At 58.9% G+C, this 26,850-nt stretch carries 24 protein-coding genes; 4 read left to right on the forward strand and 20 right to left on the reverse strand.

Features of this window, described 5'->3' with window-relative positions; translation table 11 throughout:
• Positions 1–109: 109 nt before the first annotated feature.
• The 8 genes from AC3WWR_RS22980 to AC3WWR_RS23015 all read right to left on the reverse strand — a co-directional run bounded on the left by AC3WWR_RS22980 (position 110) and on the right by AC3WWR_RS23015 (position 8,873).
• Entirely contained in the window at positions 110–997 is an 888-nt protein-coding gene (locus AC3WWR_RS22980; RefSeq protein ID WP_020797304.1) for an ABC transporter permease subunit, read from the reverse strand.
• On the reverse strand, positions 994–1,875 hold the full coding sequence (locus tag AC3WWR_RS22985) for an ABC transporter permease subunit (RefSeq protein ID WP_231989931.1): 882 nt from the start codon (positions 1,873–1,875) through the stop codon (positions 994–996). Before AC3WWR_RS22985 ends, AC3WWR_RS22980 begins: the two co-directional genes overlap by 4 nt.
• 35 nt (positions 1,876–1,910) lie before the next feature.
• Positions 1,911–3,053, reverse strand: a complete 1,143-nt coding sequence (locus AC3WWR_RS22990; RefSeq protein WP_020797302.1) for an ABC transporter ATP-binding protein — start codon at positions 3,051–3,053, stop codon at positions 1,911–1,913.
• Positions 3,054–3,125: 72 nt separating this feature from the next.
• Positions 3,126–4,223 carry a polyamine ABC transporter substrate-binding protein gene (locus tag AC3WWR_RS22995; protein ID WP_033041955.1) on the reverse strand — a complete coding sequence of 366 codons (1,098 nt, stop codon included), beginning with the start codon at positions 4,221–4,223 and terminating at the stop codon, positions 3,126–3,128.
• Positions 4,224–4,411: 188 nt separating this feature from the next.
• Positions 4,412–5,524: a polyamine ABC transporter substrate-binding protein gene (locus AC3WWR_RS23000; RefSeq protein ID WP_020797300.1), complete on the reverse strand. Its 1,113-nt coding sequence runs from the start codon at positions 5,522–5,524 to the stop codon at positions 4,412–4,414.
• Between the two features lie 169 nt (positions 5,525–5,693).
• Entirely contained in the window at positions 5,694–7,058 is a 1,365-nt protein-coding gene (locus AC3WWR_RS23005; RefSeq protein ID WP_033041957.1) for an aspartate aminotransferase family protein, read from the reverse strand.
• Positions 7,059–7,117: 59 nt separating this feature from the next.
• Complete coding sequence (locus AC3WWR_RS23010) at positions 7,118–8,476, reverse strand: glutamine synthetase family protein (RefSeq protein WP_008064954.1); 1,359 nt, start codon at positions 8,474–8,476, stop codon at positions 7,118–7,120.
• Between the two features lie 37 nt (positions 8,477–8,513).
• On the reverse strand, positions 8,514–8,873 hold the full coding sequence (locus AC3WWR_RS23015) for a gamma-glutamyl-gamma-aminobutyrate hydrolase family protein (RefSeq protein ID WP_083349880.1): 360 nt from the start codon (positions 8,871–8,873) through the stop codon (positions 8,514–8,516).
• A 278-nt stretch (positions 8,874–9,151) separates the two neighbouring features.
• On the opposite strand from AC3WWR_RS23015, the gene AC3WWR_RS23020 reads away from it, so the two are divergent.
• Positions 9,152–10,528, forward strand: coding sequence for a glutamine synthetase family protein (locus tag AC3WWR_RS23020; protein ID WP_015097275.1), 1,377 nt, complete (start codon positions 9,152–9,154; stop codon positions 10,526–10,528).
• 225 nt (positions 10,529–10,753) lie between these two features.
• Positions 10,754–11,389, forward strand: coding sequence for a TetR/AcrR family transcriptional regulator (locus tag AC3WWR_RS23025; RefSeq protein ID WP_020797296.1), 636 nt, complete (start codon positions 10,754–10,756; stop codon positions 11,387–11,389).
• A 40-nt stretch (positions 11,390–11,429) separates the two neighbouring features.
• On the opposite strand, the gene AC3WWR_RS23030 is transcribed toward AC3WWR_RS23025, so the two are convergent.
• The 9 genes from AC3WWR_RS23030 to AC3WWR_RS23070 form a co-directional block, all read right to left on the reverse strand.
• The gene (locus AC3WWR_RS23030) at positions 11,430–11,645 is read right to left on the reverse strand and encodes a TOBE domain-containing protein (RefSeq protein WP_007967989.1); all 216 of its coding nucleotides are present in this window, start codon (positions 11,643–11,645) and stop codon (positions 11,430–11,432) included.
• Between the two features lie 33 nt (positions 11,646–11,678).
• Positions 11,679–12,485, reverse strand: coding sequence for an aliphatic sulfonates ABC transporter ATP-binding protein (ssuB, locus tag AC3WWR_RS23035; RefSeq protein WP_020797295.1), 807 nt, complete (start codon positions 12,483–12,485; stop codon positions 11,679–11,681).
• Complete coding sequence (gene ssuC / locus AC3WWR_RS23040) at positions 12,482–13,264, reverse strand: aliphatic sulfonate ABC transporter permease SsuC (RefSeq protein ID WP_020797294.1); 783 nt, start codon at positions 13,262–13,264, stop codon at positions 12,482–12,484. Before ssuC ends, ssuB begins: the two co-directional genes overlap by 4 nt.
• Positions 13,265–13,272: 8 nt before the next feature.
• A complete protein-coding gene (ssuD, locus tag AC3WWR_RS23045) occupies positions 13,273–14,421 on the reverse strand; it encodes an FMNH2-dependent alkanesulfonate monooxygenase (RefSeq protein ID WP_492599105.1) in 1,149 nt (382 codons plus the stop codon).
• Positions 14,422–14,446: 25 nt separating this feature from the next.
• Entirely contained in the window at positions 14,447–15,412 is a 966-nt protein-coding gene (locus tag AC3WWR_RS23050) for a sulfonate ABC transporter substrate-binding protein (RefSeq protein ID WP_020797292.1), read from the reverse strand.
• Between the two features lie 106 nt (positions 15,413–15,518).
• Positions 15,519–16,112: an NADPH-dependent FMN reductase gene (gene ssuE / locus AC3WWR_RS23055; RefSeq protein WP_492599106.1), complete on the reverse strand. Its 594-nt coding sequence runs from the start codon at positions 16,110–16,112 to the stop codon at positions 15,519–15,521.
• Positions 16,113–16,424: 312 nt separating this feature from the next.
• Complete coding sequence (locus AC3WWR_RS23060) at positions 16,425–17,063, reverse strand: peroxiredoxin (protein ID WP_020797291.1); 639 nt, start codon at positions 17,061–17,063, stop codon at positions 16,425–16,427.
• Between the two features lie 380 nt (positions 17,064–17,443).
• On the reverse strand, positions 17,444–18,805 hold the full coding sequence (locus AC3WWR_RS23065; RefSeq protein WP_492599107.1) for an OprD family porin: 1,362 nt from the start codon (positions 18,803–18,805) through the stop codon (positions 17,444–17,446).
• Between the two features lie 399 nt (positions 18,806–19,204).
• Positions 19,205–20,542, reverse strand: coding sequence for an OprD family outer membrane porin (locus AC3WWR_RS23070; RefSeq protein ID WP_492599108.1), 1,338 nt, complete (start codon positions 20,540–20,542; stop codon positions 19,205–19,207).
• A 363-nt stretch (positions 20,543–20,905) separates the two neighbouring features.
• On the opposite strand from AC3WWR_RS23070, the gene tauA reads away from it, so the two are divergent.
• Positions 20,906–21,895 (forward strand): taurine ABC transporter substrate-binding protein, encoded by a 990-nt coding sequence (tauA, locus tag AC3WWR_RS23075; protein ID WP_083349885.1) that lies wholly within the window; start codon positions 20,906–20,908, stop codon positions 21,893–21,895.
• Between the two features lie 148 nt (positions 21,896–22,043).
• On the opposite strand, the gene argA is transcribed toward tauA, so the two are convergent.
• Both argA and argE read right to left on the reverse strand, forming a co-directional pair.
• Complete coding sequence (gene argA, locus AC3WWR_RS23080) at positions 22,044–23,342, reverse strand: amino-acid N-acetyltransferase (RefSeq protein ID WP_020797287.1); 1,299 nt, start codon at positions 23,340–23,342, stop codon at positions 22,044–22,046.
• Between the two features lie 148 nt (positions 23,343–23,490).
• A complete protein-coding gene (argE, locus tag AC3WWR_RS23085) occupies positions 23,491–24,660 on the reverse strand; it encodes an acetylornithine deacetylase (protein WP_020797286.1) in 1,170 nt (389 codons plus the stop codon).
• A 156-nt stretch (positions 24,661–24,816) separates the two neighbouring features.
• Between argE and AC3WWR_RS23090 the strand changes: the two genes are divergently transcribed.
• Positions 24,817–26,184, forward strand: a complete 1,368-nt coding sequence (locus tag AC3WWR_RS23090) for a CYTH domain-containing protein (RefSeq protein WP_020797285.1) — start codon at positions 24,817–24,819, stop codon at positions 26,182–26,184.
• Between the two features lie 86 nt (positions 26,185–26,270).
• On the opposite strand, the gene AC3WWR_RS23095 is transcribed toward AC3WWR_RS23090, so the two are convergent.
• A complete protein-coding gene (locus AC3WWR_RS23095) occupies positions 26,271–26,741 on the reverse strand; it encodes an Lrp/AsnC family transcriptional regulator (RefSeq protein ID WP_020797284.1) in 471 nt (156 codons plus the stop codon).
• Positions 26,742–26,850: the final 109 nt, after the last annotated feature.

Raw genomic sequence — 26,850 nt, forward strand, 5'->3', positions numbered from 1 at the left:
GGGAGTGTCAGTCCACATATTCGTGACTGACACTCCGCTTTCGCGAGCAAGCCCGCTCCCACATTAGATTTGGGTTGGTCACAGGATTGTGGTCAACCCGATTTAAGACTCACGCCGCTTCCGGCTGCGCGCGACGCACGTCCGGTTGCTTCCACGAATCGGCAGCGCTTTCTTCGATGGCTTGCTGGATCGCACGCTTGCGCGCTTCTTCGGCGCGACGGCTGAAGAACCAGACCAGGAACGTCATCAGCGACACTGCCAGCAGGATCAGGCTGGCCACGGCGTTGATCTCGGGCTTCACGCCCAGGCGCACCGCCGAGAACACTTCCATCGGCAAGGTCGTGGAACCCGGGCCCGACACGAAGCTCGCCAACACCAGGTCATCCAGCGACAGGGCAAACGACATCATGCCGCCGGCGCCCAGGGATGGCGCGATCATCGGGATGGTGATCAAGAAGAACACCTTCCATGGCCGCGCACCGAGGTCCATGGCCGCTTCTTCGATGGACAGGTCCAGTTCACGCAAGCGCGCCGACACCACCACCGCCACATACGCCGCACAGAACGTGGTGTGGGCGATCCAGATCGTCACGATGCCACGCTCCTGCGGCCAGCCGATCATCTGTGCCATGGCCACGAACAGCAGCAACAGCGACAGACCGGTGATCACTTCCGGCATCACCAGCGGCGCGGTGACCAGGCCGCCGAACAGCGTACGGCCCTTGAAGTGGGTGATGCGGGTCAGGACGAACGCGGCCAGCGTTCCCAGTGCGACTGCCGCCACCGCCGTGTAGCAGGCGATTTCCAGCGAACGCACCACCGAGCCCATCAGTTGGGTGTTGTCCATCAGGCCGACGTACCACTTGATCGACCAGCCGCCCCACACCGTCACCAGCTTCGAGGCGTTGAAGGAGTAGATCACCAGGATCAGCATCGGCAGATAGATGAACAACAGACCCAGTACCAGCATCAGGCTGGAGAAACGGAAGCGTTTCATTCTTTACCCTCCATTTCCTTGGCCTGACTGCGGTTGAACAGGATGATCGGCACAATCAGGATCGCCAGCATCACCACCGCCAGGGCGGATGCCACCGGCCAGTCACGGTTGTTGAAGAACTCTTGCCAGAGCACTTTACCGATCATCAGGGTCTCCGGACCGCCAAGCAGTTCCGGGATCACGAACTCGCCCACCACCGGGATGAACACCAGCATGCAGCCGGCGATGATGCCGTTTTTCGACAGCGGCACGGTGATCTTCCAGAAGCTGTTGAAGGTGCTCGAACCGAGGTCCGACGCGGCTTCCAGCAGGCTGGTGTCGTGTTTCACCAGGTTGGCGTACAGCGGCAGGATCATGAACGGCAGGTACGAATACACCACACCGATGTACACGGCGAGGTTGGTGTTGAGGATCTGCAGCGGCTCACTGATCCAGCCCATGGTCATCAGGAAACCGTTGAGCAGGCCGTTGTTGCTGAGGATGCCCATCCACGCATAGACGCGGATCAGGATCGCGGTCCAGGTCGGCATCATGATCAGCAGAACCAGCACCGTTTGCAGCTCTTTGCGGGCACTGGCGATGGCGTAGGCCATCGGGTAGCCGATCAGCAGGCAGAGGATGGTGCTGAAGAGTGCCATCTTCAACGAGCCGAGGTAAGCGGCGATGTACAACTCGTCGTCGCCGAGCATCACGTAGTTGCCCAGGTTCAGCAGCACCTGCAGTTTCTGTTCGGCGTAGCTGTAGATCTCGGTGTACGGCGGGATGGCCACGTCGGCTTCGGCGAAGCTGATCTTCAGGACGATGAAGAACGGCAACATGAAGAACAGGAACAGCCAGATGAAGGGAACCCCGATGACCAGCTGGCGGCCACCGGGAATTATTCGATTGAGGCGGCGTTTGAATTTGCGCATGTTCATGAGCGAAGTACCACGCCGCTATCGTCTTCCCAATACACGTACACCTGGTCACCCCAGGTTGGTCGCTGGCCACGGCGCTCGGCGTTGGCGACGAACGACTGGACGATCTTGCCGCTCGGCAGTTCGACGTAGAACACCGAGTGACCACCGAGATAGGCGATGTCGTGCACTTTGCCGCTGGACCAGTTGTATTCACAGGTCGGCATGGTCGGGGTCACGAGCAGCTTTTCCGGACGGATCGCATAGGTCACGGATTTGTCCTGCACCGAGGTGCTGATGCCATGGCCCACATAGATCTTCCGGTCGAGGTCCTTGCAGGTGATGATCGCGTGGCCCTCGGCGTCGTCGATCACTTCACCGTCGAAGATGTTGACGTTGCCGATGAATTCGCAGACCAGGCGGCTGGTCGGGGTTTCGTAGATGTCGATCGGGCTGCCGATCTGGGCGATCCAGCCCAGGTGCATGATCGCTATGCGCTCGGCCATGGTCATGGCCTCTTCCTGGTCGTGGGTCACCATCACGCAGGTCACGCCAACGCGCTCGATGATCTCGACCAGCTCCAGCTGCATTTGCGAACGCAGTTTTTTATCCAGCGCGCCCATCGGTTCGTCGAGCAGCAGCAGCTTTGGACGCTTGGCCAGCGAACGGGCCAGGGCCACACGCTGGCGCTGGCCACCGGACAACTGATGCGGCTTGCGCTTGGCGTACTGGGTCATCTGAACCAGCTTGAGCATATCGGCCACGCGCGCATCGATCTCAGCGGCGGGCAGTTTGTCCTGCTTGAGGCCGAAGGCGATGTTCTGCGCCACGGTCATGTGCGGGAACAGGGCGTAAGACTGGAACATCATGTTGATCGGCCGCTCGTACGGCGGCATGTCAGTGATGTCCACGCCGTCGAGGAAGATCCGCCCTTCAGTCGGTCGTTCGAAGCCGGCGAGCATGCGCAGCAGGGTGGATTTGCCCGATCCCGAACCGCCGAGCAGGGCGAAAATCTCGCCTTTCTTGATTTCCAGGGACACGTCGTCCACGGCAATCGTCTCGTCGAACTTCTTCGTGACCCGGTCGATTTTGACCAGCACCTGTTTAGGTGTCTGGTCGCCCTCGAGGGCTTTCTTATAGGCGCCGGAGGCAACTGCCATTTACGAAACTCCCAACAAAAAGAGTGCAGTTCGCTCAAGGTGAGCCAACCTTGGATAGTTTGAGCCTTGAAGCTATTTACCCGACTTGACCTTGGTCCAGCTGCGGGTCATCAAACGTTGTATGTTTGGTGGTAACTCGATGGACACGTAGGTCTTGTCGAGTACCGCTTGCGGTGGATAAACCGCTTCGTCGGTGCGAATGGACTGTTCCATCAGTTTGTCCGACCCGGGGTTAGGGTTGGCGTAGCCGACGTAATCACTGACCTGGGCAATCACCTCAGGTTTCAGCAAATAGTTGATGAACGCGTGCGCTTCCTTGACGTTGGCCGAATCCTTCGGAATCGCCAGCATGTCGAACCACAGCGCACCGCCTTCCTTGGGAATCGAATAGGCGATGTCCACGCCCTTCTTCGCTTCGGCCGCGCGGTTGCGGGCCTGGAACATGTCACCGGAGAAACCGATGGCCACGCAGATATCGCCGTTGGCCAGGTCCGCGATGTATTTGGAGGAGTGGAAGTAAGTCACGTAAGGCCGAACCGCCAGCAACTTGGCTTCGGCTTTTTTGTAGTCTTCGGGGTTGGTGCTATTAGCATCCAGGCCCATGTAGTTGAGGACCGTCGGCATCATTTCATCGGCGGAATCGAGGAACGCCACGCCGCAGCTTTGCAGCTTCTTGATGTTCTCCGGCTCAAAGACCGCCGCCCAGGAATCGATCTTGTCGACGCCCAGCGCAGCCTTGACCTTTTCGGGGTTGTAACCGATGCCGTTGGTACCCCACAGGTACGGCACGGCGTACAGGTTACCCGGATCGTTTTGCTCCAGGCGCTTGAGCAGCACCGGATCGAGGTTCGAATAGTTCGGCAACTTCGATTTGTCGAGCTTCTGGAAAGCACCGGCCTTGATCTGTTTGCCGAGGAAGTGGTTGGACGGCACGACCACGTCATAACCGGTACGCCCGGCCAGCAACTTGCCTTCCAGGGTTTCGTTGGAATCGAATACGTCATAAACCGGTTTGATACCGGTCTCTTTCTGGAAGTCGGCCAGGGTGGTCTCGCCGATGTAATCCGACCAGTTATAAATATGCACGGTGCCGGCAGCCTGAACATTGACGGCAAGCGTCAACCCGGCAGCGACCAGCATGGCATTGCGCAACAAAGAAAAAATAGGCAAGTGGAGGTCCTCTAAAATGAGTTGGGCTCAAGTTGCCCCGCGTTACATGACAGCCATGGCTGCCTTACAACAAAACCGGCGCGCAACTTACCCTCGAAAAACCGTTCCAGCAAAACTTTCTGTCATTTAATTGATCCTGTTGTTGCCGCCGCGCAGGTGGCAACAACAGGTTGTTGCATCAAACCGGCTTATTTACCGGATTTGATCTTGGTCCAGCTGCGAGTCAGGATCCGCTGGGTCGCGGCCGGCAAGTCGGCAATCGCGTACAGCTTGGCCAGCACGTCCGCTGGCGGGTAGATGCCTGGGTCGGCGGTGATTTCTTTATCAACCAATGGCGTGGCGGCCGCGTTACCGTTCGGGAAACGCACGGCGTTGGTGATTTCAGCCATGATTTCCGGCTTCTGCAGGAAGGTCATGAACTTGTAGGCGCCTTCGACGTTTTCGGCATCTTTAGGGATGGCGACCATGTCGTAGAAGCTGCCAGCACCTTCTTTTGGAATGTTGTAGCTGACTTTCACTTTGTCACCGGCTTCGGCGGCACGCGCCTTGGCCTGGTAGATGTCGCCCGAGTAACCCACGGCCACGCAGATGTTGCCGTTGGCCAGGTCGGAGATGTACTTGGACGAGTGGAAGTAGCCTACCGAAGGACGGATTTTCAGGAACAGTGCTTCGGCTTCGGCCAGTTGTTTCTTGTCCTGGCTGTCGGTTGGATAGCCCAGGTAATGCAACGCCACCGGAATCATCTCGGTAGGCGAATCGAGGAAACTGATACCGCACGACTTCAACTTGGCGGCGTTTTCCGGTTTGAACAGCAGATCCCAGGAATTGGTCGGCGCATCGGCGCCCAGTGCAGCCTTGACCTTCTCGGCGTTGAAGCCGATGCCGATCGAACCCCACATGTAAGGGAAGGCGTGCTCGTTACCCGGGTCGCTCACCGATACCGCCTTGAGCAAGTCGGTGTTCAGGTTTTTCCAGTTTGGCAGCTTGGACTTGTCCAGCTTCTGGTAGACGCCAGCCTTGATCTGCTTGGCCAGGAAGTTGTTCGACGGTACGACGATGTCATAACCGGACTTGCCTGCCAGCAACTTGGCTTCGAGGGTTTCATTACTGTCGAAGACGTCGTAGACCACTTTGATCCCAGACTCGTCTTCAAACTTCTTGATCGTGTCCGGAGCGATGTAGTCGGACCAGTTATAGACGTGCAACACCTTGTCGTCCGCCTGGACCGCACCCGCCATAATGCCCATCAGGGACATGGCGAGGAGAGTCTTGCCAGCAAGCTTTTTTCCTAATGCCTTCATGCGTAATGCTCCAAATTTTTCTTTTTTGAACCACTTTGTTCAGCGGCCGAACCCGGACAACTGGAACCGCGGCTAGTCTGGCAAGATCCGAGGCGGTCTTTCAAGGAAAGGCCAACGTTTCTGACAGCTCTGAGCGAAAGTTTCATGACTCCCGCTCAGAGCCTAGCACTTAGGCCTGCAACGCACTCAGGGTCAGGTCAAGGCACTTGCGTGCCTTGGTCACCAACTCATCGATTTCCGCAGGCGAGATCACCAGCGGTGGCGCGATGATCATGGTGTCCCCCACGGCACGCATGATCAGCCCGTTATCGAAGCAGAACTGCCGGCAGATCATGCCGACGCCCTTGCCTTCATAACGCTTGCGAGTAGCTTTGTCCTGAACCAGTTCGATTGCCCCCAACAGGCCTACCCCACGAACTTCGCCCACCAATGGGTGATCGTTCAGTTCGCGCAGACGTTTCTGCAAATACGGTGCCGTTTCTGCCTTGACGCGCTCGACAATTTTTTCGTCGCGCAGGATACGGATGTTTTCCAGGCCTACAGCCGCCGCCACCGGGTGCCCGGAGTAGGTGAAACCGTGGTTGAAATCGCCGCCTTCGTTGAGCACTTCGACCACTTCATCGCGCACGATCAGGCCACCCATGGGGATATAGCCGGAGGTCAGGCCTTTGGCGATGGTCATCATGTCCGGCTTGAGGTCGTAGAAGTCGCTGCCGAACCACTCACCGGTACGGCCGAAGCCGCAGATCACTTCGTCGGCCACGAACAGGATGTCGTACTTGGCGAGGATTTCCTTGATGCGCGGCCAGTAGGTGTCTGGCGGAATGATCACGCCGCCGGCGCCCTGGATTGGCTCGGCAATAAATGCACCGACGTTGTCCACGCCGACTTCCAGAATCTTCTCTTCCAACTGATTGGCAGCCCAGATCCCGAACTCTTCCGGGGTCATGTCGCCGCCTTCGGCGAACCAGTATGGCTGGGCGATGTGGACGATGCCCGGAATCGGCAAGTCGCCCTGTTCGTGCATGTAGGTCATGCCGCCCAGGCTCGCGCCGGCCACGGTGGAACCGTGATAGCCATTCTTGCGGCTGATGATGACCTTTTTCTTCGGCTGGCCCTTGATTGCCCAATAGTGACGAACCATTCGCAGCATGGTGTCGTTGCCTTCAGAGCCGGAACCGGTGAAGAACACGTGGTTCATGCCTTCTGGCGCGACATCGGCGATGGCCTTGGCCAGCTCCAGCACCGGCGGGTGAGCGGTCTGGAAGAACAGGTTGTAGTAGGGCAGCTCGCGCATCTGCTTGCTGGCGGCGTCCGCCAGTTCATCGCGACCGTAACCAATGGCTACGCACCATAGGCCGGCCATGCCGTCGAGGATCTTGTTGCCTTCGCTGTCCCACAGGTAGACGCCCTTGGCGTTGGTGATGATCCGCGGGCCTTTCTCTTTCAGCTGCTTGAAGTCGCTGAACGGGGCCAGGTGGTGATCGCTGCTCAGGGTTTGCCATTCACGGGTTTGCGGGTTGTTGCTGGTCATACCAATCTCCTAAAAATTCCAGGTGAGAGCGCCACCCGACAACGGCGGCGCACGGCGCGTCAGACGGCAAAAAGCAGGAATTCCCGTTCCCACGAACTGATCACGCGCTTGAAGTTTTCATGCTCGGCCCGCTTGACCGCGACGTAGCCAGTGATGAAAGTTTTGCCCAGGTAGCGCTCGATGGTTGCGCTGTTTTCCATACGCTCGAGCGCGTCTTCGATGGTCAGTGGCAGGCGCAGGTTGCGGCGCTCATAACCACGACCCACCACCGGTGCGCTCGGGTTCAGGCCTTCGACCATGCCGATGTAGCCACACAGCAGGCTCGCGGCAATGGCCAGGTACGGGTTGGCATCGGCACCCGGCAGGCGGTTTTCCACACGCCGGTTTTGCGGCCCGGCATCCGGTACACGCAGGCCCACGGTGCGGTTCTCTTCGCCCCATTCCACGTTTACCGGTGCCGAGGTGTCCGGCAGGAAGCGGCGGAACGAGTTGACGTTGGGGGCGAACAGCGGCAGCAACTCGGGAATCAGTTTCTGCAGGCCACCGATGTGCTGCAGGAACAGCTCGCTCATGGTCCCGTCTTCATTGGAGAAGATGTTCTTGCCGGTCTCGATGTCGATGATGCTCTGGTGCAAGTGCATGGCACTGCCAGGCTCGCCGGTCATCGGCTTGGCCATGAAGGTAGCTGCCACGTCGTGCTTGAGGGCGGCTTCGCGCATGGTGCGCTTGAACACCAGGATCTGGTCGGCCAGGGACAGGGCATCGCCATGACGGAAGTTGATTTCCATCTGCGCCGTGCCGTCTTCGTGGATCAGCGTGTCGAGGTCCAGTTCCTGCAATTCGCACCAGTCATAGACGTCCTCGAACAATGGATCGAATTCGTTCGCCGCCTCGATGGAGAACGACTGGCGACCGATTTCCGGACGCCCGGAGCGGCCGATCGGCGGCTGCAACGGATAATCCGGGTCGTCGCTGCGCTTGGTCAGGTAGAACTCCATTTCCGGCGCCACGATCGGCTGCCAGCCTTTGTCGGCATAGAGTTTCAGGACCTTCTTGAGCACGTTGCGCGGCGACAGCTCAATCGGGTTGCCCTGCTTGTCATAGGTATCGTGGATGACGATGGCGGTCGGTTCGATGGCCCATGGCACCGGAAACACCGCGTTCTGGTCGGGACGGCAGATCATGTCGATGTCGGCCGGGTCGAGCAGCTCGTAATAGATGTCGTCTTCGACGTAATCGCCGGTCACGGTCTGCAGCAGCACACTTTCTGGCAGACGCATGCCTTTCTCGGCGATGAATTTGTTGGTCGGCGAAATCTTGCCCCGGGTAATCCCGGTCAAGTCGGCGATCATGCATTCGACTTCTGTGATCTTGTGGTCTTTCAACCAATCGGTGAGCTGGTCGAGGTTGTTACTCATAAATGCCTCTAGGCTTTGAGTTTCCTGACGCTTGAGGTCAGGCGATAGTTGACGCATCGGCGTCGCGTTGAAATACAAGTTTGCGCCAGGCTATCGTGCTTGTGTGTACTTCTGCACATACCAGGCGTGCAGAATCACGAGCGGTGCCCTGCACAAAGGCCGAGCCGCTATTGTGAATCGGTTCTATATTGAATGGAGTAACCGTAATGGGTGTGCCGTCGAGGCCGTCCAGAATATCGGACAGAAACGGTTGATCCGCCAGGGACGGGAAGATCACCGACAGGCCAGGAGCCGCTGGAGCCTTGGCGCTGACGCAGATGTCGCCACTGATGTGATAAGCATTCAGACCGGTCTGCGAAGAGCAGGCGGTGACGCCGATTATCGGCAGGCGATACATGAAGCACCCCGGTATTATTGCTGTTATGGGTTTGATTCGAGCTTAGCCTTGTTCATTTTTTTACACAACACCCCCGTAAAAAATACAACACGGCCCGCTCAAGCCTGCGGGCGTCAAACGGCCACGGGGGATGAAAACGCCCCAAAGAGCCTCAAAAAAGCCATGCGAGCGCTTTTTTAGGGCAAAAAAGGCCTCGCTTGACTTCGGCATGCCGTTCGGGTTGACTGGAATCCGAAAAGATCAATGATTGATATTTTTAACAACAAAGGTGTTGCATCATGTCGGTACCCCCGCGTGCCGTTCAGCTTAACGAAGCGAACGCGTTCCTTAAGGAACATCCTGAGGTTCTGTACGTTGACCTTCTGATTGCGGATATGAATGGTGTGGTGCGCGGCAAGCGCATCGAACGCACCAGCCTCCACAAGGTTTACGAGAAAGGCATCAACCTGCCGGCCTCTCTATTTGCTCTGGATATCAATGGCTCTACGGTGGAAAGCACCGGCCTGGGCCTGGACATCGGTGATGCTGACCGAATCTGCTATCCAATTCCCGATACCCTGTGCAACGAGCCATGGCAAAAGCGCCCGACCGCGCAACTGCTGATGACCATGCACGAACTCGAAGGCGAGCCATTCTTCGCCGACCCTCGCGAAGTGCTGGCCAACGTCGTGCGCAAGTTCGACGAAATGGGCCTGACCATCTGCGCCGCGTTTGAACTGGAGTTCTACCTGATCGACCAGGAGAACGTGAACGGTCGTCCGCAACCGCCTCGCTCGCCGGTTTCCGGTAAACGCCCGCACTCGACACAGGTCTACCTGATCGACGACCTCGACGAATACGTCGACTGTCTCCAGGACATTCTGGAAGGTGCCAAAGAGCAAGGCATCCCTGCCGACGCCATCGTCAAGGAAAGTGCCCCGGCGCAGTTCGAAGTGAACCTGCACCACGTGGCCGACCCGATCAAGGCCTGCGACTACGCAGTGCTGCTCAAGCGTCTGATCAAGAACATCGCCTACGACCATGAAATGGACACCACCTTCATGGCCAAGCCTTACCCGGGCCAGGCGGGTAACGGTCTGCACGTGCACATTTCGATTCTCGACAAAGACGGCAAGAATATTTTTGCCAGTGAGGATCCCGAGCAGAACGCCGCGCTGCGTCACGCGATCGGCGGTGTGCTCGAGACCCTACCGGCGCAGATGGCTTTCCTCTGCCCGAACGTCAACTCCTACCGTCGTTTCGGCGCGCAGTTCTATGTGCCGAACTCGCCGTGCTGGGGCCTGGACAACCGCACCGTAGCGATTCGCGTACCGACCGGCTCCGCCGATGCCGTACGTATCGAACACCGCGTGGCCGGTGCCGATGCCAACCCGTACCTGCTGATGGCTTCGGTCCTGGCAGGCGTGCACCACGGCCTGGTCAACAAGATCGAGCCAGGTGCCCCGGTGGAAGGCAACAGCTACGAGCAGAACGAGCAGAGCCTGCCAAACAACTTGCGTGATGCGTTGCGCGAGCTGGACGACAGCGAAGTCATGGCCAAGTACATCGATCCGAAATACATCGATATCTTCGTGGCCTGTAAAGAGAGCGAGCTGGAGGAGTTCGAACACTCCATCTCCGACCTCGAGTACAACTGGTACCTGCATACCGTGTAAGTGGTTGCAGTGAACAAGAAGCGCCGCCGGCCTCACAGCCAGCGGCGTTTTTTTATGGCCGCCTGCGGCGGTTCGCGAGCAGGCTCGCTCCCACAGTAAATTTCAGTGAACATCATTTTCGTGAACACAGGCAATCCTTGTGGGAGCGACCTGCTCGCGAAGGCGTCCAGGCAGACAACATCAAACCCTGCTCGTACAATGCCCCCTGCCCCGCAGGAGACTCCAATGACGCGCACCGCCACCGTTCGCAAACCCCGTGCACGCAGCCAGGCCCGGATCGATTCGATACTCGATGCCGCCCGCACGCTGCTGGCCGCCGAGGGCGTGGCCAGTCTGTCGATCTACAGTGTCGCCGAACGCGCACAAATCCCGCCCTCCTCCGTCTACCACTTCTTCGCCAGCGTCCCGTCCCTGCTGGAGGCGCTGACGGCCGACGTCCACGCGGCCTTCCGCGCCTGCCTGCAGGCACCTATCGACCATGACGCTTTAAGTGGTTGGCGTGACCTGTCGCGACTGGTCGAGCAACGGATGCTTGAGATCTACAGCGAAGACGCCGCGGCCCGCCAATTGATTCTGGCCCAGCACGGCCTGACCGAAGTCACCCAGGCCGACCGCCAGCACGACATTGAGTTGGGCGACCTGATGCACAAGTTGTTCGATCACCATTTCGAGCTGCCAAGGTTGCCGGACGATGTCGATGTGTTTGCCTTGGCCATGGAGCTCGGGGACCGGGTTTATGCGCGCTCGGTGCAGCAGCACGGGCAGATCACGCCGCGCATGGCTGAGGAAGGGATGCGGGTGTTCGATGCGTATCTGGGGCTGTATCTGCCGCCGTACCTGCCCAAGCGCTCCGCACGCTGATCGTTCCCACGCATAGCGTGGGAACGATCACACGTACGACTCACAATTTGGCGATCGACACCTCGGTGGATTTCACGAACGCGATCACTTCGCTGCCCACCGCCAGTTCCAGCTCTTTCACCGAACGCGTGGTGATCACCGACGTGACGATGCCGGAAGCGGTCTGCACATCGATTTCCGACAGCACGTCACCGAGTACGATTTCCTTGATGGAGCCTTTGAACTGGTTGCGAACGTTGATGGCCTTGATAGTCATGATGTTGATTCCTGTCGTTGATTGAGGCTTGAGTTATTGAGCCCAACGCAACTGCGTAGGCAAGGGTGAAACAGGTTCCGGCTCCGGTGGTTGCCCCGGCAGTGACAGCACGCGGTTGAGCACTTCGGTTTCCAGCGCCGCCAGCCGATGGGAGCCGCGGACCCGAGGGCGCGGCAGTTCCACGTGCAGGTCGAGGCCGACCTCACCGTCTTCGATCAGGATCACCCGATCGGCGATCGCCACCGCTTCGCTGACGTCGTGGGTGACCAGCAACACCGTAAAGCCGTGTTGTTGCCAGAGCCGCTCGATCATCTGCTGCATTTCAATTCGGGTCAGCGCATCCAGCGCACCCAACGGCTCGTCGAGCAACAGCAGGCGCGGTTGATGGATCAGTGCGCGAGCCAGCGCCACACGTTGCTTCTGCCCTCCGGACAACGCCGCCGGCCACTCGTTGGCGCGATCCGCCAGGCCGACCGCTTCCAGGGCTTTCAGCGCTTGCGGACGCCAGTTGCCCTTGAGGCCGAGGCCAACGTTGTCGATGATCTTTTTCCACGGCAGCAGACGCGCTTCCTGGAACATCAGCCGGGTGTCTTCCCGCGCCTCGCTCAGCGGAGCGGTGCCGGCGAGCAATTCACCAGCCGTAGGTTTGTCGAGGCCAGCAAGCAAGCGCAGCAGGGTACTTTTGCCACAGCCGCTACGGCCGACCACTGCTACGAATTGACCGGCCGGAACGTGCAGGTCGATCTCACGCAGCACCTGCCGCGAGCCGAAGGTTTTTTGCAGCTTGCGCACCGCCAGCGGGATTCCGCGCAGCAGGCGTGGAGGTTGTTGGGCAGTCATGCAGCACCTCCCTTGACGACCTGATAGGCCGGATGCCAGCGCAGCCATACGCGTTCAAGTCCACGGGCCGCGAGGTCGGCCAGTTTGCCGAGCACCGCGTATAGCAGAATCGCCAGCACCACCACGTCGGTCTGCAGGAACTCCCGGGCGTTCATCGCCAGGTAGCCAATGCCGGAGCTGGCGGAGATGGTTTCGGCGACGATCAGCGTCAGCCACATGAAGCCCAGGGCAAAGCGCACACCGACCAGGATCGAAGGCAAGGCCCCCGGCAGAATCACTTGGCGAAACAGGCTGAAACCCGACAGACCGTAGCTGCGCGACATTTCCACCAACGCCGGGTCGACGTTGCGGATGCCGTGATAGGTGTTGAGGTAGATCGGGAACAAGGTGCCCAGGGCCACCAGGAAAATCTTCGCCGACTCGTCGATGCCGAACCACAGGATCACCAAGGGAATCAGCGCCAGGTGCGGCACGTTGCGGATCATCTGCACCGAGCTGTCGAGCAGGCGCTCGCCCCATTTCGACAGGCCGGTGATAAAGCCCAGGGTCAGGCCGATGCCGCCGCCAATGGCGAAACCCAGCGCCGCGCGCCAACCGCTGATAGCCAGGTGCGTCCAGATTTCACCACTGCTGACCAGGCTCACCCCGGCTTCGATCACGGCAATGGGCGCCGGCAGAATCCGCGTCGACAACCAGCCCGCCGACACCGACAACTGCCACACCGCTAACAGCAAGACCGGTAATGCCCATGGCGCAAGGCTGTGAATGACTTTCTTCATGGTGCGCCTCAGCTCTGGGACGCAGCTTTAGGGAGAATGTCGTTAGCAACCATCTCGCCAAACGGGCTGACGTAACCGGCGCTTTTCGGCAACTCGGGACGCTCGATATCCAAGTGCGAGAACAGCAGTTCGGCAACGCGATACGACTCTTCCAGGTGTGGATAACCGGAAAAGATAAAGGTATCGATACCCAGGTCCGCGTACTCCTTTACACGGGCAGCCACGGTTGGACCATCACCCACCAGCGCCGTGCCGGCACCGCCGCGCACCAGGCCGACACCGGCCCACAGGTTGGGACTGACTTCCAGGTTATCGCGACTGCCGCCGTGCAGAGCCGCCATACGTTGCTGGCCAACCGAGTCGAAACGCGCCAGCGAAGCCTGGGCACGTGCGATGGTGTCGTCGTCCAGGTGCGAGATCAGTCGGTCCGCCGCTTGCCACGCCTGGGCATTGGTTTCGCGCACGATCACATGCAGGCGAATACCGAAGCGCACAGTGCGCCCGAGCTTGGCGGCCTTGGCGCGCACCTGGGCGATTTTTTCGGCAACGGCGGCCGGCGGCTCGCCCCAGGTCAGGACCATTTCGACCTGCTCTGCCGCCAGATCCTGGGCCGCTTCCGACGAGCCTCCGAAATACAGCGGCGGACGCGGTTGCTGGATCGGCGGATAGAGCAGCTTGGCGCCCTTCACACTGATGTGCTGACCATCGTAATCGACGGTTTCGCCTTCCAGCACCCGACGCCAGATGCGGGTGAATTCGACCGAGGCCTGATAGCGCTCTTCGTGGGTCAGGAACAAACCGTCGCCGGCCAATTCTTCCGGATCACCGCCTGTCACCAGGTTGAACAATGCACGCCCACCGGACAAACGATCCAGGGTCGCCGCCTGACGCGCCGCCACCGTCGGGGAAATGATCCCGGGGCGCAGTGCGACAAGAAATTTCAAACGCTGGGTCACTGGAATCAGCGACGCGGCCACCAGCCACGAGTCTTCGCAGGAACGACCGGTAGGGATCAGCACGCCGCCGAAACCCAGGCGATCCGCCGCTTGCGCGACTTGTTGCAGGTAACCGTGATCGACGGCGCGAGCGCCTTCGGCGGTGCCAAGGTAATGGCCGTCGCCGTGGGTAGGCAGGAACCAGAAGATGTTGAGGCTCATTGGAGTGGTCTCCTTAAGGAATCGATTACTGTGCTTTGGCAACGGCTGCCGGCGGCGTCCAGATCACGTCTTTGATGCTCAAAGGCTTGGGAATCAGCTTGAGCTGGTAGAAGCTGTCGGCGATTTTCTGTTGGGCGGCGACCACTTCCGGGGTCAGGAACAGCGCGCCGTAGCCCTGGCGTTTCACGGACGTCAGGGTGATGTCCGCTGGCAGGCCAAGCAGTGGCGAAACCTGTTGGGTCACATCGTCCGGATTGGCCTTGGACCATTCACCGACTGCGCGCACTTCTTCCACGAGGGTCTTGATCACCTCGGGGTTTTTCTGCGCATAGGGCTTGGTGGCGAGGTAGAACTGGTGGTTATCGACGATGCCCTGGCCATCGCGCAGGGTATGCGCCTGCAGCTGCTGTTCGGCGGCAGCCTGGTAAGGGTCCCAGATGACCCAGGCATCGACGCTGCCACGCTCGAACGCGGCGCGGGCATCAGCCGGCGGCAGGAATACGGTCTGGATATCGCTGTACTTGAGGCCGGCGTCTTCCAGGGCGCGGACCAGCAAGTAATGCACATTGGAGCCTTTGTTCAGGACGACTTTCTTGCCCTTGAGGTCCTTCACCGATTTGATCGGGGAGTCCTTCGGTACCAGGATCGCTTCACTGTGCGGCGCTGGCGGTTCGTAGGCGACGTAAAGCAGATCCGCGCCCGCGGCCTGGGCGAACACTGGCGGGGTTTCGCCAGTGACGCCGAAGTCGATGGAGCCGACGTTCAGGCCTTCGAGCAGTTGCGGACCACCGGGGAATTCAGTCCATTGCACGTCCACGCCTTGGGCGGCAAGGCGTTTTTCCAGAGTGCCCTTGGCTTTGAGCAGCACCAGGGTGCCGTATTTCTGGTAACCGATACGAAGCGTCTCGGCCTGAGCTTGAGTAATGGCGCCGAAGGTGACAGCCGCAGCAAACAGAGCGACCAGACCACGACGCAAAATGACAGGGCGCATGGCGCTCTCCTTTTTGCAGTTGGGTTTTTGGCTGCACCTGCTTGCCCGTTAGCGGGCGAGTAAGGCCAGTACATCAATTTGGAATGGGGCTTATGTTCAGTGGAGCTCAGATGCTCCAGCGAGCACTCAACAAACGATCATTCAATAGCTGCGGGTCGAGCGGCTTGGGCCGTCGCGCCATGGCGCTGAAAAACAACTCCAGCGACTCGTTCAATCTTTGCTCCAGCTCCGGCGCCAACTGTGCCTGCGCACTGCCTTCGCCGTAAGCGATCTGGCTGTCGACGGCGAAAATCCCCTGGAGCAGCTCCTGGGCCTTCAATGCCGACAATACCGGCTTGAGTGCGTAATCCACCGCCAGCATGTGGGCAATGCTGCCCCCGGTTGCCATGGGCAGCACCACTTTATGCGCCAGGGCGCGCTCGGGCAGCAGATCCAGCACGGTTTTCAACGCACCTGAGAAAGAAGCCTTGTAGACCGGCGTGGCAATCAGCAGGCCATCGGCGTTTTCAATCTGTTGAAGCAGGTTGATCACCTTCGGACTGTCGAAGCGTACATGCAGCAAGTCTTCGGCCGGGAAGTCCCGCACCTGATAGCTCACCACTTCCACACCCTGCCCTTGCAACCAACGCTGGGAGCGCTCCAGCAACACCCCGGAACGGGAGCGCTGGCTGGGGCTGCCACCGAGTGAGACGACCAACATTCAGACGATTCCTTGAGCGGCGTTGCGATTCGCGGTTTGCGATCTCGCTTGGATAGAGTGACCTTAACAGGTGATTTATATATCTATAAATCATATTTATTCATTTGGTTATTCGTTTTGGCGATATAACTTCAGTTTCTTCCTGACAAAAAAAAGGCCGTCGAAACGGCCTGAAAACCCCCTGCTTTGTGTTCTTGATCGTTCCCACGCTCTGCGTGGGAATGCAGCCCGGGACGCTCCGCGTCCCCTCGAAAGCCGAACGCAGAGCGTCCGTTGAGGCGTTCCTTTGCTGCGCGTGGGAACGCGCAGACTTCAGCGATTCGGCTGCGGTGTCAGGCGCAAGTACGGCTTAATGGCTCGATAGCCTTTGGGAAAGCGCTGCCTGATTTCATCTTCATCCTTGAGCGATGGCACGATCACCACCTCATCACCGTCCTGCCAGTTGGCCGGGGTGGCCACCTTGAAGTTGTCGGTCAGTTGCAGCGAGTCGATCACCCGCAGGATTTCATGGAAGTTGCGACCGGTGCTCGCCGGGTAGGTGATGGTCAACCGTACCTTTTTGTTCGGGTCGATCACGAACAGCGAGCGCACCGTCAAGGTGTCGTTGGCGTTCGGATGGATCAAGTCGTACAGGTCCGAAACCTTGCGGTCGGCGTCGTCGAGAATCGGGAAGTTGACCACGGTGCCCTGGGTTTCGTTGATGTCTTCGATCCACCTGTGGTGCGATTCCACCGGGTCGACGGACAGCGCGATGGCCTTGACCCCACGCTTGGCGAATTCGTCTTTCAACTTCGCCGTAAAGCCCAGCTCGGTGGTGCACACCGGCGTGAAGTCGGCCGGGTGGGAAAACAGCACACCCCAACTATCGCCCAGCCACTGGTGAAACCGGATGGTACCGGCGCTGGAATCCTGTTCGAAATCCGGGGCGATATCGCCCAGTCTGATACTCATGGTGCTGCTCCTGGTGAGTGCTGTTGAGATCAACTGTGCCTGCATTTCTTATCTATTAAAAAGAATAAATATTGATTTATTTAGATCGCAAAGGAATATTAAACATCTCTTCACTGGACGCCCGAACCCATCGCCCCCAACATCGGCCACAAGGTTCGAGAAGGCCTTGAGTTGCTGTAAAAGAGGGGAAATACGAGGCCGGTTTACGGGGGTGAGCCCGCCTCGAAAACGCAAAAGCCCCGCCCGGCGTGATGCCGGGCGGGGCTTTTTTTTGCGTCGGTTACCCTGTAGGAGCGAGCCTGCTCGCGAAGGCGTCGTATCAGCCACAAACCCGCTGAATGACACACCGCTTTCGCGAGCAGGCTCGCTCCCACACGCTATTACAACAGCGGGATCGAGTAGCTGACGATCAGGCGATTCTCGTCCTGGGAGCGAGTGTTCGGCAGATCGGTACGCCAGGTGGCGTTTTTCCACATCACGCCGAGGTTTTTCAACGCACCGGACTGAACGACGTAACCCACGGTCAGGTCGCGTTCCCACTCGGAAGCGCCGCTGGCCGCTTCGCGACCGGCAGAGTTGACGGTATCGATATCGTCGCCATGCAGGTACACCACGCCCGCCGTCAGGCCAGGCACGCCAACCTTGGCGAAGTCATACGAGTAGCGTGCCTGCCAGGTGCGTTCGCCGGCACGGGCGAACTTCTGGATTTGCGAGTCAGTGATGATGTAGGCCGACGATCCGTCGCCCTGGTTCAGCCACGGGAAATCGCTGCTGCCGTTGCTGACCTGGTAACCACCACCAAAGGTGTGACCGGCAACGGAATACAGGAACAGGCCGCTGTACAGGTTGTTGTCGACCTTGCCTTTACCGTTTGGAGCGTTGTAGTTGCCGGTGGTGAAGTACAGCGGATCGTGACCGTTGGCACCGTCATCGGAACTGTTGAAGTAGCGCAAGTCCGACTTCAACACACCGGGGCCGATTGCCCAGTTGTGCACCAGGCCCAGGAAGTGTTGCTTGTAGAACTCTTCAAGGTTGCCGTAGTAGTACTGGGCTGTCAGGTCCTTGGTGAGCTTGTAGTCACCACCGGCGTAGATGAACTTATTGCTGTCTCGACCTGTTGAGGCACGGCTGTTGGCGCCCGAGATCGACAACTGTTCGTTGTTGCTCGAGTTACGACCTTTTACCTGCTCGATCTGACCACCGATCAATGTCAGGTCCTTGATATCGCTCGAGCTGAGTTGGCCACCCTGCCAGGTTTGTGGAAGCAGACGACCATCGTTGGTGACGATCACCGGCAGTTTTGGCTGCAAGGTACCCAGTTTCAGTTCAGTCTGGGAGATCTTGGCCTTGGCAGTCAGGCCCAGGCTGGAGAAGTTATCAACCGCTTCGCCGTTGGACTTGCTTGGGAACACAGTGCCGCCATAAGCGTTACCAGGGGTGCCATTGGCGTTAACGTTGCCATTAGTGCCGCCGCCCGAATCCAGCTTCACGCCCAACAGGCCGATCGCATCGATACCGAAGCCGACAGTGCCTTGGGTGTAGCCGGAGATGAAACGCAGGTCGAAGCCTTGGCCCCATTCTTCGTTCTTGTTCGGCTGAGCAGCGCCGTCACGATAGTCAGTGTTGATGTAGAAGTTGCGCAGCCCCAACGTTGCCTTGCTGTCTTCGATGAAACCGGCGGCGCTTGCTTGCTGCGCCAAAACCCCTACGGCCACTGCCACGGCCAGGTTCGACTTGTTCATTGTTTCGCTCCTATCGTTTTCTAATTCTTGGTCCTGGGTCGAATGCCCTGGATCCGCCGGCGCCATTAGCGCCAGACCGTCTGGATCGGTCTTTTTTGGGCCGCGCAGAATACCCCTTCATAATCCTAAAAAGAATTGAAAAATATATTTTAATCGCATTTAGGAATATGCCCAGACAGTACAGCCCGAGGTATCGACGACAAGCCGATGCCTTGAATTTTTGGGTGTCCGGGAATTTGAAACTCGATCCGAAGCTTACGGTGCGTATCGGATGGCCTAACTTTAAGCGCTTGAGTAAAAATCTAAAAAGAATAAAAAATAATCTCATGCATTGTTTATGGAATATAAAACTGGAGACGAAAAAAAGCCTCGTCCGCCGACGAGGCTTTCTGCTACGGCTTACTTGAAGGCGTAGGTGTAGTTGAAGATCACACGGGTCTGGTCTTCATCAAGGGTACTGGTGTTACCACGATACATACCGTGACGCAGCGTCGTACCGAAGCCTTTAAGCGGACCGGTTTGAATCACGTAATCCACACGCAGGTCGGTCTCGCGCTCGTTCAGGTCCTTGCCCACGCCGTTGGTGGCCTTGATGTCCTGGCCGTACAGGTAAGCAGCCGACGCTTTCAAACCTGGAACACCCAGCGAAGCGAAGTCATAAGAGTACTGACCGTAGGTGGTGTTTTCACCGGCACGGATAAAGCTGCCCACGGTGGCATCGGTAAACGAGTAGAAGCTGGCGCCGCCAGCACCTTCGTTGCGACCGTTGCCATCGACAACGTTGGCTTGGTTGAGGAAGACGAAGCCGCCGTCGTCGTTGACACGCTGATGCCCGAGCAGGAATGCACTGCCACCCAGGGTATAGGTGAACGTGGCGCTCCAGGTTTTGTTATCAACCTCGCCCGGGGTCTTTGCATAGCCGTTGTTGTTGTTGAACCGGTAACCGGCCTGGCCGTTCTTGCCGTCAGAGCTGCTGTCGAAGTAGCGAATGTCAGTCTTGAACGATTGGTTGGTCCCGATCGGGTAAACGTGCACCAGGCCGAGGAAGTTCTGCTTGTAGTAGTCTTCCAGGTTCGCGTAGTAGTACTGCAGCAGCAGGTCCTTGGTGACCTTCCAGTCAGCACCGGCGTAACGGAACTGGTTGCTGTCCTGAGTACCGCCAGCCACGGCCAGGCCAGTGCTGTTAGAGGAGGCGCGACCTGTCGCGTGCTCCAGCTGACCGACGTTGAAGGTGACGTTGTCGATTTCCTTCGAGGTGATGGTGCCACCTTCAAAGGTTTGTGGCAGTACGCGACTGTCGTTCGCGATCAGGATCGGCATGTTGGGTTGCAAGGCACCACCGAGGTGGGCCTCGGTCTTGGAGAAACGCGCCTTGACGTTACCCGCTACACGGCTCCACGAACTCTCTGCCGAACCATCGGAATCGCTAGGGGAGAAGGAGTTGTTGTCCGGGTGATGGCCCTTGCCGCCGTCCAGATGGATGCCGACCAGTGCCTGGGCGTCGATACCGAAGCCAACGGTGCCTTGGGTGAAGCCCGACTGGTAATCGAACTTCAGGCCTTCCGCCGCTTCACGCTGCCGGTTGGCAGGCGTACTGGCACCTTCACGCTTATCCGAGTCGAAATAATAGGTGCGCGAACTAACGGAAGCCTTGCTGTCATCGATGAAACCGGCGGCGCCTGCCTGCTGCGCCAGAACCCCTACGGCCACGGCCAGGGTCAAGGTCGACTTGTTCATTGTTTAAACTCCTCTCGTCTCTAATTCTTATTGGTCCTGGTTCCGGGTCATATGCCTGGAATCTAAGATGCGCGATTAGCGCCAGAGCGTGACCCACAAGTCAATCGTAACTACATGTGTCTACGACCATAGTCTAATCCCCGATTTTTTGGTCCTTGCCGGTCATGCTTTCGTCATAAACCTGAAAAGAATGGATGGTTTCTTTTCTCATACCGTTTAGGAATTTCGCTCATTTTTTGCCTTTCCTCAGGCTAGAGCCTCCGGCTCATAAGCTAATTCCTAAATGGTATTTATTAGGCGTTTTTTAGATCGATTAGGTTTGGAAGCAATTCCGAAACAAAACCTTTCATAAAGGCCAACGCCATGTCGATCAGACGCGCACTATCCAAGCCATTTGTTACAGTTTGTGTATCGCTCGTATTTTCTTTTTCCACCCATGCGGCAAACCTCACGGTTGGCTACCAGACCGGCATTGATCCAAGCAAAGTCCCCCAGGCCGATGGCCTTTATGAAAAAACCATTGGCGAGAAAATCGACTGGCGGCGCTTCAACAGTGGCCCGGAAGTGGTCACCGCCATTGCTTCCGGCGACGTGCAGATCGGCAACCTCGGCTCCAGCCCACTGGCCGCCGCGGCCTCGCGCAATCTGCCGATCGTCGCGTTCCTCGTTTCCGCACAGATCAATGCCGCCGAAGCCTTGGTGGTGCGCAATGGCAGTGGTATCGAAAAACCGCAAGATCTGATCGGCAAGACCATCGCCACGCCGTTCGTTTCCACATCCCACTACAGCCTGTTGGGCGCGCTTAAGCACTGGGGCCTGGACGCGTCGAAAGTCAAAGTGGTGAACCTGCAACCGGCAGAAATCGCCGCCGCCTGGAAGCGTGGAGACATTGATGGCGCATTTGTGTGGTCGCCAGCCCTGGGGGAAATCCGCAAGACCGGCAAGACCTTGACCGATGCCGCACAAGTCGGCCAATGGGGTGCACCGACCTTCGAAGTCTGGGTAGCGCGCAAGGATTACGCCGAGAAGCACCCAGAGGTCATCGCCCGGTTCGCCAAGGTCACCCTCGACTCATTTGCCGACTATGCGGCGCATAAGGACAGCTGGACCGAGGATTCGGTACCGGTGCAGAAAATCGCCAAATTGACCGGAGCCAATGCAGCCGATGTACCGGAATTGCTGGCCGGGTCCGCGTTCCCGGATGCCAAGGCACAACAGACCAGCGCCCTGCTGGCCGGCGGTACGGCGCTGGCGATTGGCGAGACGGCGAAATTCTTGAAGGAACAGGGGAAGGTTGAAACGGTGCTGCCGGATTACTCACCGTATGTCAGCGCAAAATTCGTGCAGCAATAACCCCCCCTGCACTTGATCGTTCCCACGCTCCGCGTGGGAATGCAGCCCGGGACGCTCCGCGTCCCCACTCAGAAGCCAAACGCGGAGCGTCCGTTGAGGCGTTCCCACGCAGAGCTTGGGAACGATCCGGTCGACCGTGACCGCACAATCACAAGGCTTTTTCGAAGATCTTCGAGTTACGCTGGTAGTTGTACAGCGACGCCCGTGCCGACGGCAGGCGATCGACGCTGCTCGGCACGAAGCCACGCTCGCGGAACCAGTGAGCCGTGCGCGTGGTGAGGACGAACAAGGTTTTCAACCCCTGGGCCCGTGCACGGGTTTCAATGCGCTCGAGAAGCTCATCACCGCGACCGCCATGACGGTACTCCGGGTTCACCGCCAGGCACGCCAACTCTCCGGCATCGGAATCGGCGATCTGATACAGCGCCGCGCAGGCGATGATCATGCCCTCACGCTCGACCACGCTGAACTGCTCGATCTCACGCTCGAGTACTTCGCGGGAGCGGCGTACCAGGATGCCCTGCTCTTCCAGCGGGCTGATCAAGTCCAGCAAGCCGCCGACGTCTTCGATGGCCGCTTCGCGCACCACCTCGAATTGCTCCTGGGCCACCAGCGTACCGCCACCGTCACGGGTAAACAGCTCGGTCAGCAGCGCACCGTCTTCGGCATAGCTGACGATATGGCTGCGGGCCACGCCGCCACGGCAGGCTTCAGCGGCGGCATCCAGCAGCTCGGCCTGGTAATTACTGCCCAGACGCTGCAAATGCGCCGGCACCTGCTGCGGACGCAGTTCGCGTACCAGCCTGCCGTGTTCATCGATCAAACCAAGGTCGGCGCCAAACAGCAGCAGTTTGTCTGCGCCCAGGTCGATGGCCGCGCGCGTGGCGACATCTTCACAAGCGAGGTTGAAAATTTCGCCGGTCGGCGAATAGCCCAGTGGCGACAAGAGCACGATGGAGCGCTCGTCCAGCAAGCGATTGATGCCCTTGCGGTCAACCCGACGCACTTCACCGGTGTGGTGATAGTCGACACCTTCAAGCACGCCGATGGGACGCGCCGTCACCAGGTTGCCGCTGGCCACCCGCAAGCGCGAGCCTTGCATCGGCGAAGACGCCATGTCCATGGACAGCCGCGCTTCGATGGCGATGCGCAGTTGGCCGACCGCATCGATCACGCACTCCAGGGTCGCCGCATCGGTAATGCGCATTCCATGGTGGTAATGCGGGGTCAGGCCGCGAGACTCGAGGCGTGCTTCGATTTGCGGGCGCGAACCGTGCACCAGCACCAGGCGCACGCCCAGGCTGTGCAACAACACCAGGTCGTGGACAATGTTGCCGAAGTTCGGGTGTTCAACGCCATCGCCGGGCAGCATGACGACAAAGGTGCAATCGCGGTGGGCGTTGATGTAGGGCGAAGCGTGACGAAGCCAATTGACGTATTCGGGCATGAACCTGGGCCTGTAATAAATAGCAGCCGAAAAAAGGGCGGAACAGAAAACGCACAGCGGGCTGATGGTTATCGTCGGAACAGGCTTGGCGACACGCGCGCTCTCCTCATGAATACGGGTTGGGACACCGGCAATTTAAACTGCGCATTCAACCGGTTGGTACCGATTTTTGGGCCGGCGTCAGGCAGTAATGTTCAATCAACTGTCGTAATAGATGCACCGTAGGCTGCAAACGTGACATTTCGAGGAATTCCCCCGGTTGGTGGGCACAGGCGATATCGCCCGGGCCAAGCACCAGTGTTTCGCAGCCAAGTCGCTGAAGATAAGGCGCTTCGGTGCCAAATGCCACTGCTTCGGCGCCATGGCCGGTGAGCTTTTCGGCAATGCGTACCAGTTCCGCATCCTCAGCCTGCTCGAAAGGAGGCACTTCGGGGAAGAGCGGTGCGTAATCGATTTTTACCTGGTGCCGCTCGGCAATCGCCTTGAGCTTCTGCGAAATATCGGCTCGCAGGATCTTGGGATCCATGCCCGGCAACGGCCGCAGATCGAACTCCAGCGAACACTGGCCGCAGATGCGGTTGGGGTTGTCGCCACCATGGATGCAGCCGAAGTTCATGGTCGGCATCGGCACGCTGAATTGCGGATTACGGAATTCACGCTGCCACAACAGGCGCAAGCCGCGTAGTTCACCGATGGCATCGTGCATGGCTTCGAGTGCGCTGTGCCCCAGGCGCGGGTCCGAGGAGTGGCCGCTCTGCCCGAGGATATCGATGCGCTCCATCATGATGCCTTTGTGCATGCGGATCGGCTTGAGCCCGGTCGGCTCGCCGATCACGGCTGCACGTCCCAGCGGCCGTCCCGCTTGGGCCAGTGCCCGGGCGCCGGACATCGAGCTTTCTTCATCGCAGGTGGCAAGGATCAGCAGCGGCTGCTTGAACGGTTGGTCGAGCAGCGGCCGGACGGCTTCGATGGCCAGGGCGAAAAAGCCCTTCATGTCGCAACTGCCCAGGCCGACCCAGCGCCCGTCGACCTCAGTCAGCTTCAGGGGGTCGGTCTGCCACAACGCGCCATCGAACGGCACCGTATCACTGTGACCGGCCAGCACGAGCCCGCCGGGGCCACTGCCAAAACTGGCCAGCAAGTTGAATTTGCCGGGGCTGACCTGCTGGATGTCGCAGGCAAAACCCAGATCACCGAGCCAGGCGGCCAGCAAGTCGATCACCGGACGATTGGATTGATCGAGGCTTGGCTGGGTGCAACTGACGGATGGCGCAGCGATCAGTGCAGCGAACTGATCTTTCATGGACGGCAAAGGCATCGCTGACTCCAACTCCCGAATTGAAGTCCATCATAGAGCCATCCGGTGACAGGAATAAACCGTCGCACGGCGTAGGCAGGTTGAGTCCTGTACACTGCACGACCTTGGCAGCCACCTTTTCCCCCGGCTGCGCTCCCGATCCTGGATTTTCCGGCCATGCAGAAAGAAACCGAAATCAAGCTCCGCGTCAGCCGCGAAACCCTCGCCGCCCTGCGCGAGCACCCGTTACTGAAAAAACGCAACAAAAGTGGCTGGGAACGCCGTGAGTTGATGAATCAATACTTCGACACCCCTGAGCGTGACCTGGCCCGGGCCAAAGTCGCCCTGCGCCTGCGCAAGGATGGCGAAGAAGTGATCCAGACCCTAAAGACCCGCGGCCAAAGCGTCGCTGGCCTGTCCGTACGTAACGAGTACGACTGGAACCTGCCCAAAGCCAAGCTCGACCTGAAAAAACTGGACGGCGAATGCTGGCCCGAAGAACTGGCCGAACTGGACAAGAAAACCCTGAAAGCCATCTTCACCACCGACTTCGTCCGCGAGCGCGCGGAAATCGCCTGGGGCCGCGGCAAGACCAAAGTGGTCATCGAAGCGGCACTGGACCTGGGCCACGTGGTGGTCGGCAAGCAAAAAGAAGAAATCTGCGAACTGGAACTGGAATTGCGCGAAGGCGAACCCGCTGCGCTGCTGGAACTGGCCGCCGAACTGGCTGAAAAACTGGCGCTGATGCCATGCGACATCAGCAAGGCCGAACGTGGCTATCGCCTGTACGACGCCCACAGTTACTCCTTGAGCCTGCCGGCACCGCAGATCAGCGCCGAAACGCCACTGGACGACGCCTTCGCCGCACTCAGCTGGCACTTGCTGGGCAGCAGCCAGCGCCTGGCCGAGCAGTATCGTTTCAATGGCCACTGGCGCCTGTTGCAGGACTGGGTCGAGAACCTGGCTGAAATGCGCGCGCTGATCAGCAGCCTCGGTCAAGCCGCACCGCGCCAGTCGACCCACGATTTGCGTGTCGCCCTCGACGCCCTGCTGGAAGACTGGCGCCCGCTGGTACAGGCTGGCCTGGACGATGAAGACGTTCGCAAAGCCGCGCCGGAGCAGTTCCTCGAAGAACTCGAAGACCCGCGTTGGGGCCTGTTCTCCCTGAACACCTCGCGTTGGTTGCTGGCCCGCACCTGGACCGCCGAGCGTAATACCCGGGGCAATCGCCAGGGCGCCGCGCAATTGGGCAGCTGGCTGCCGCGCCTGCTGGGCGAGGAAGCCACCTCGCTGCAATTGCAGCGCTACCAGCAACAGCCGGAAGACCTGGCCGAGCAACTGCCGCGTATCGAGCGCATTCAGGTCTGGTTGCACCACGCACGCAACGTGCTGGAGATCCCGGAAATGGATCGCCTCTACGGCGAGCTGAACAAGCTGGCGCAACTGGCCAACGAGCCGATCACCGACGAAACCCTGGATGCGCGCAAGCAACAGGCGATCGCGGTTTATCAGAATCGTGCCTGGAAGATGCTACTGCGCCTGTAACACCGCTAAAAGATCGCAGCCTTCGGCAGCTCCTACATAGAATTGTGTACCCCTGTAGGAGCTGCCGCAGGCTGCGATCTTTTGCTTTACCGCAACACTGGCAAACTGGTCGTCGATTTGATCTCAGACAACGCCACGATCGAGTTCACCTCCTGTATCCCCGGCACCAGCGACAGCTTCTCGAAGAAGAACCGCTCGTACGCCTCGATATCCGCCGCGACGATCCTCAACATGAAGTCCACCGCCCCCATCAGCACGTAGCACTCCAATACTTCAGGAAAACCTCGAATGGCCTCGGTGAACTCGGTGAAGTTCGAACGGCCATGGGCGTTGAGTTTTACCTGGGCAAAAATCTGCGTGTTCAGGCCGATTTTCTTGCGGTCGAGCAAGGTGACCTGGCTGCGAATGATCCCCTCCTCTTTCATTCGCTGAATCCGCCGCCAACAGGGTGACTGCGAAAGCCCCACCTGTTCGGCGATCTGCGCGCTTGAAAGCGAAGCATCCTCCTGCAGCAAGGCGAGAATCCTACGGTCGTAGCTGTCCAACTCGCTATGCATAAAAAAACCTTCAAATGATGATCTTGCGAATTACTTAATTCAACATAACGCGAATATGTCCAATCATAGATAAGAAATACCCGCCACCGAATGTAAAAATTTCTCCAAT

Source organism: Pseudomonas sp. EB271-G4-1 (assembly GCF_058791355.1).

What these genes read in the sequence shown, in the direction of transcription:
- AC3WWR_RS23020 (WP_015097275.1), top strand. Translation starts at nt 9,152, where the DNA reads ATGTCGGTACCCCCGCGTGCCGTTCAGCTTAACGAAGCGAACGCGTTC.
- AC3WWR_RS23000 (WP_020797300.1), bottom strand. Translation starts at nt 5,524, where the DNA reads ATGAAGGCATTAGGAAAAAAGCTTGCTGGCAAGACTCTCCTCGCCATG.
- ssuD (WP_492599105.1), bottom strand. Translation starts at nt 14,421, where the DNA reads ATGAGCCTCAACATCTTCTGGTTCCTGCCTACCCACGGCGACGGCCAT.
- AC3WWR_RS23090 (WP_020797285.1), top strand. Translation starts at nt 24,817, where the DNA reads ATGCAGAAAGAAACCGAAATCAAGCTCCGCGTCAGCCGCGAAACCCTC.
- argA (WP_020797287.1), bottom strand. Translation starts at nt 23,342, where the DNA reads ATGCCCGAATACGTCAATTGGCTTCGTCACGCTTCGCCCTACATCAAC.
- AC3WWR_RS23010 (WP_008064954.1), bottom strand. Translation starts at nt 8,476, where the DNA reads ATGAGTAACAACCTCGACCAGCTCACCGATTGGTTGAAAGACCACAAG.
- AC3WWR_RS23025 (WP_020797296.1), top strand. Translation starts at nt 10,754, where the DNA reads ATGACGCGCACCGCCACCGTTCGCAAACCCCGTGCACGCAGCCAGGCC.
- AC3WWR_RS23095 (WP_020797284.1), bottom strand. Translation starts at nt 26,741, where the DNA reads ATGCATAGCGAGTTGGACAGCTACGACCGTAGGATTCTCGCCTTGCTG.
- AC3WWR_RS23060 (WP_020797291.1), bottom strand. Translation starts at nt 17,063, where the DNA reads ATGAGTATCAGACTGGGCGATATCGCCCCGGATTTCGAACAGGATTCC.
- AC3WWR_RS23015 (WP_083349880.1), bottom strand. Translation starts at nt 8,873, where the DNA reads ATGTATCGCCTGCCGATAATCGGCGTCACCGCCTGCTCTTCGCAGACC.
- AC3WWR_RS22980 (WP_020797304.1), bottom strand. Translation starts at nt 997, where the DNA reads ATGAAACGCTTCCGTTTCTCCAGCCTGATGCTGGTACTGGGTCTGTTG.
- AC3WWR_RS23005 (WP_033041957.1), bottom strand. Translation starts at nt 7,058, where the DNA reads ATGACCAGCAACAACCCGCAAACCCGTGAATGGCAAACCCTGAGCAGC.
- ssuC (WP_020797294.1), bottom strand. Translation starts at nt 13,264, where the DNA reads ATGAAGAAAGTCATTCACAGCCTTGCGCCATGGGCATTACCGGTCTTG.
- argE (WP_020797286.1), bottom strand. Translation starts at nt 24,660, where the DNA reads ATGCCTTTGCCGTCCATGAAAGATCAGTTCGCTGCACTGATCGCTGCG.
- tauA (WP_083349885.1), top strand. Translation starts at nt 20,906, where the DNA reads ATGTCGATCAGACGCGCACTATCCAAGCCATTTGTTACAGTTTGTGTA.
- ssuE (WP_492599106.1), bottom strand. Translation starts at nt 16,112, where the DNA reads ATGTTGGTCGTCTCACTCGGTGGCAGCCCCAGCCAGCGCTCCCGTTCC.
- AC3WWR_RS23050 (WP_020797292.1), bottom strand. Translation starts at nt 15,412, where the DNA reads ATGCGCCCTGTCATTTTGCGTCGTGGTCTGGTCGCTCTGTTTGCTGCG.
- AC3WWR_RS23030 (WP_007967989.1), bottom strand. Translation starts at nt 11,645, where the DNA reads ATGACTATCAAGGCCATCAACGTTCGCAACCAGTTCAAAGGCTCCATC.
- AC3WWR_RS23070 (WP_492599108.1), bottom strand. Translation starts at nt 20,542, where the DNA reads ATGAACAAGTCGACCTTGACCCTGGCCGTGGCCGTAGGGGTTCTGGCG.
- ssuB (WP_020797295.1), bottom strand. Translation starts at nt 12,485, where the DNA reads ATGACTGCCCAACAACCTCCACGCCTGCTGCGCGGAATCCCGCTGGCG.
- AC3WWR_RS22990 (WP_020797302.1), bottom strand. Translation starts at nt 3,053, where the DNA reads ATGGCAGTTGCCTCCGGCGCCTATAAGAAAGCCCTCGAGGGCGACCAG.
- AC3WWR_RS23065 (WP_492599107.1), bottom strand. Translation starts at nt 18,805, where the DNA reads ATGAACAAGTCGAACCTGGCCGTGGCAGTGGCCGTAGGGGTTTTGGCG.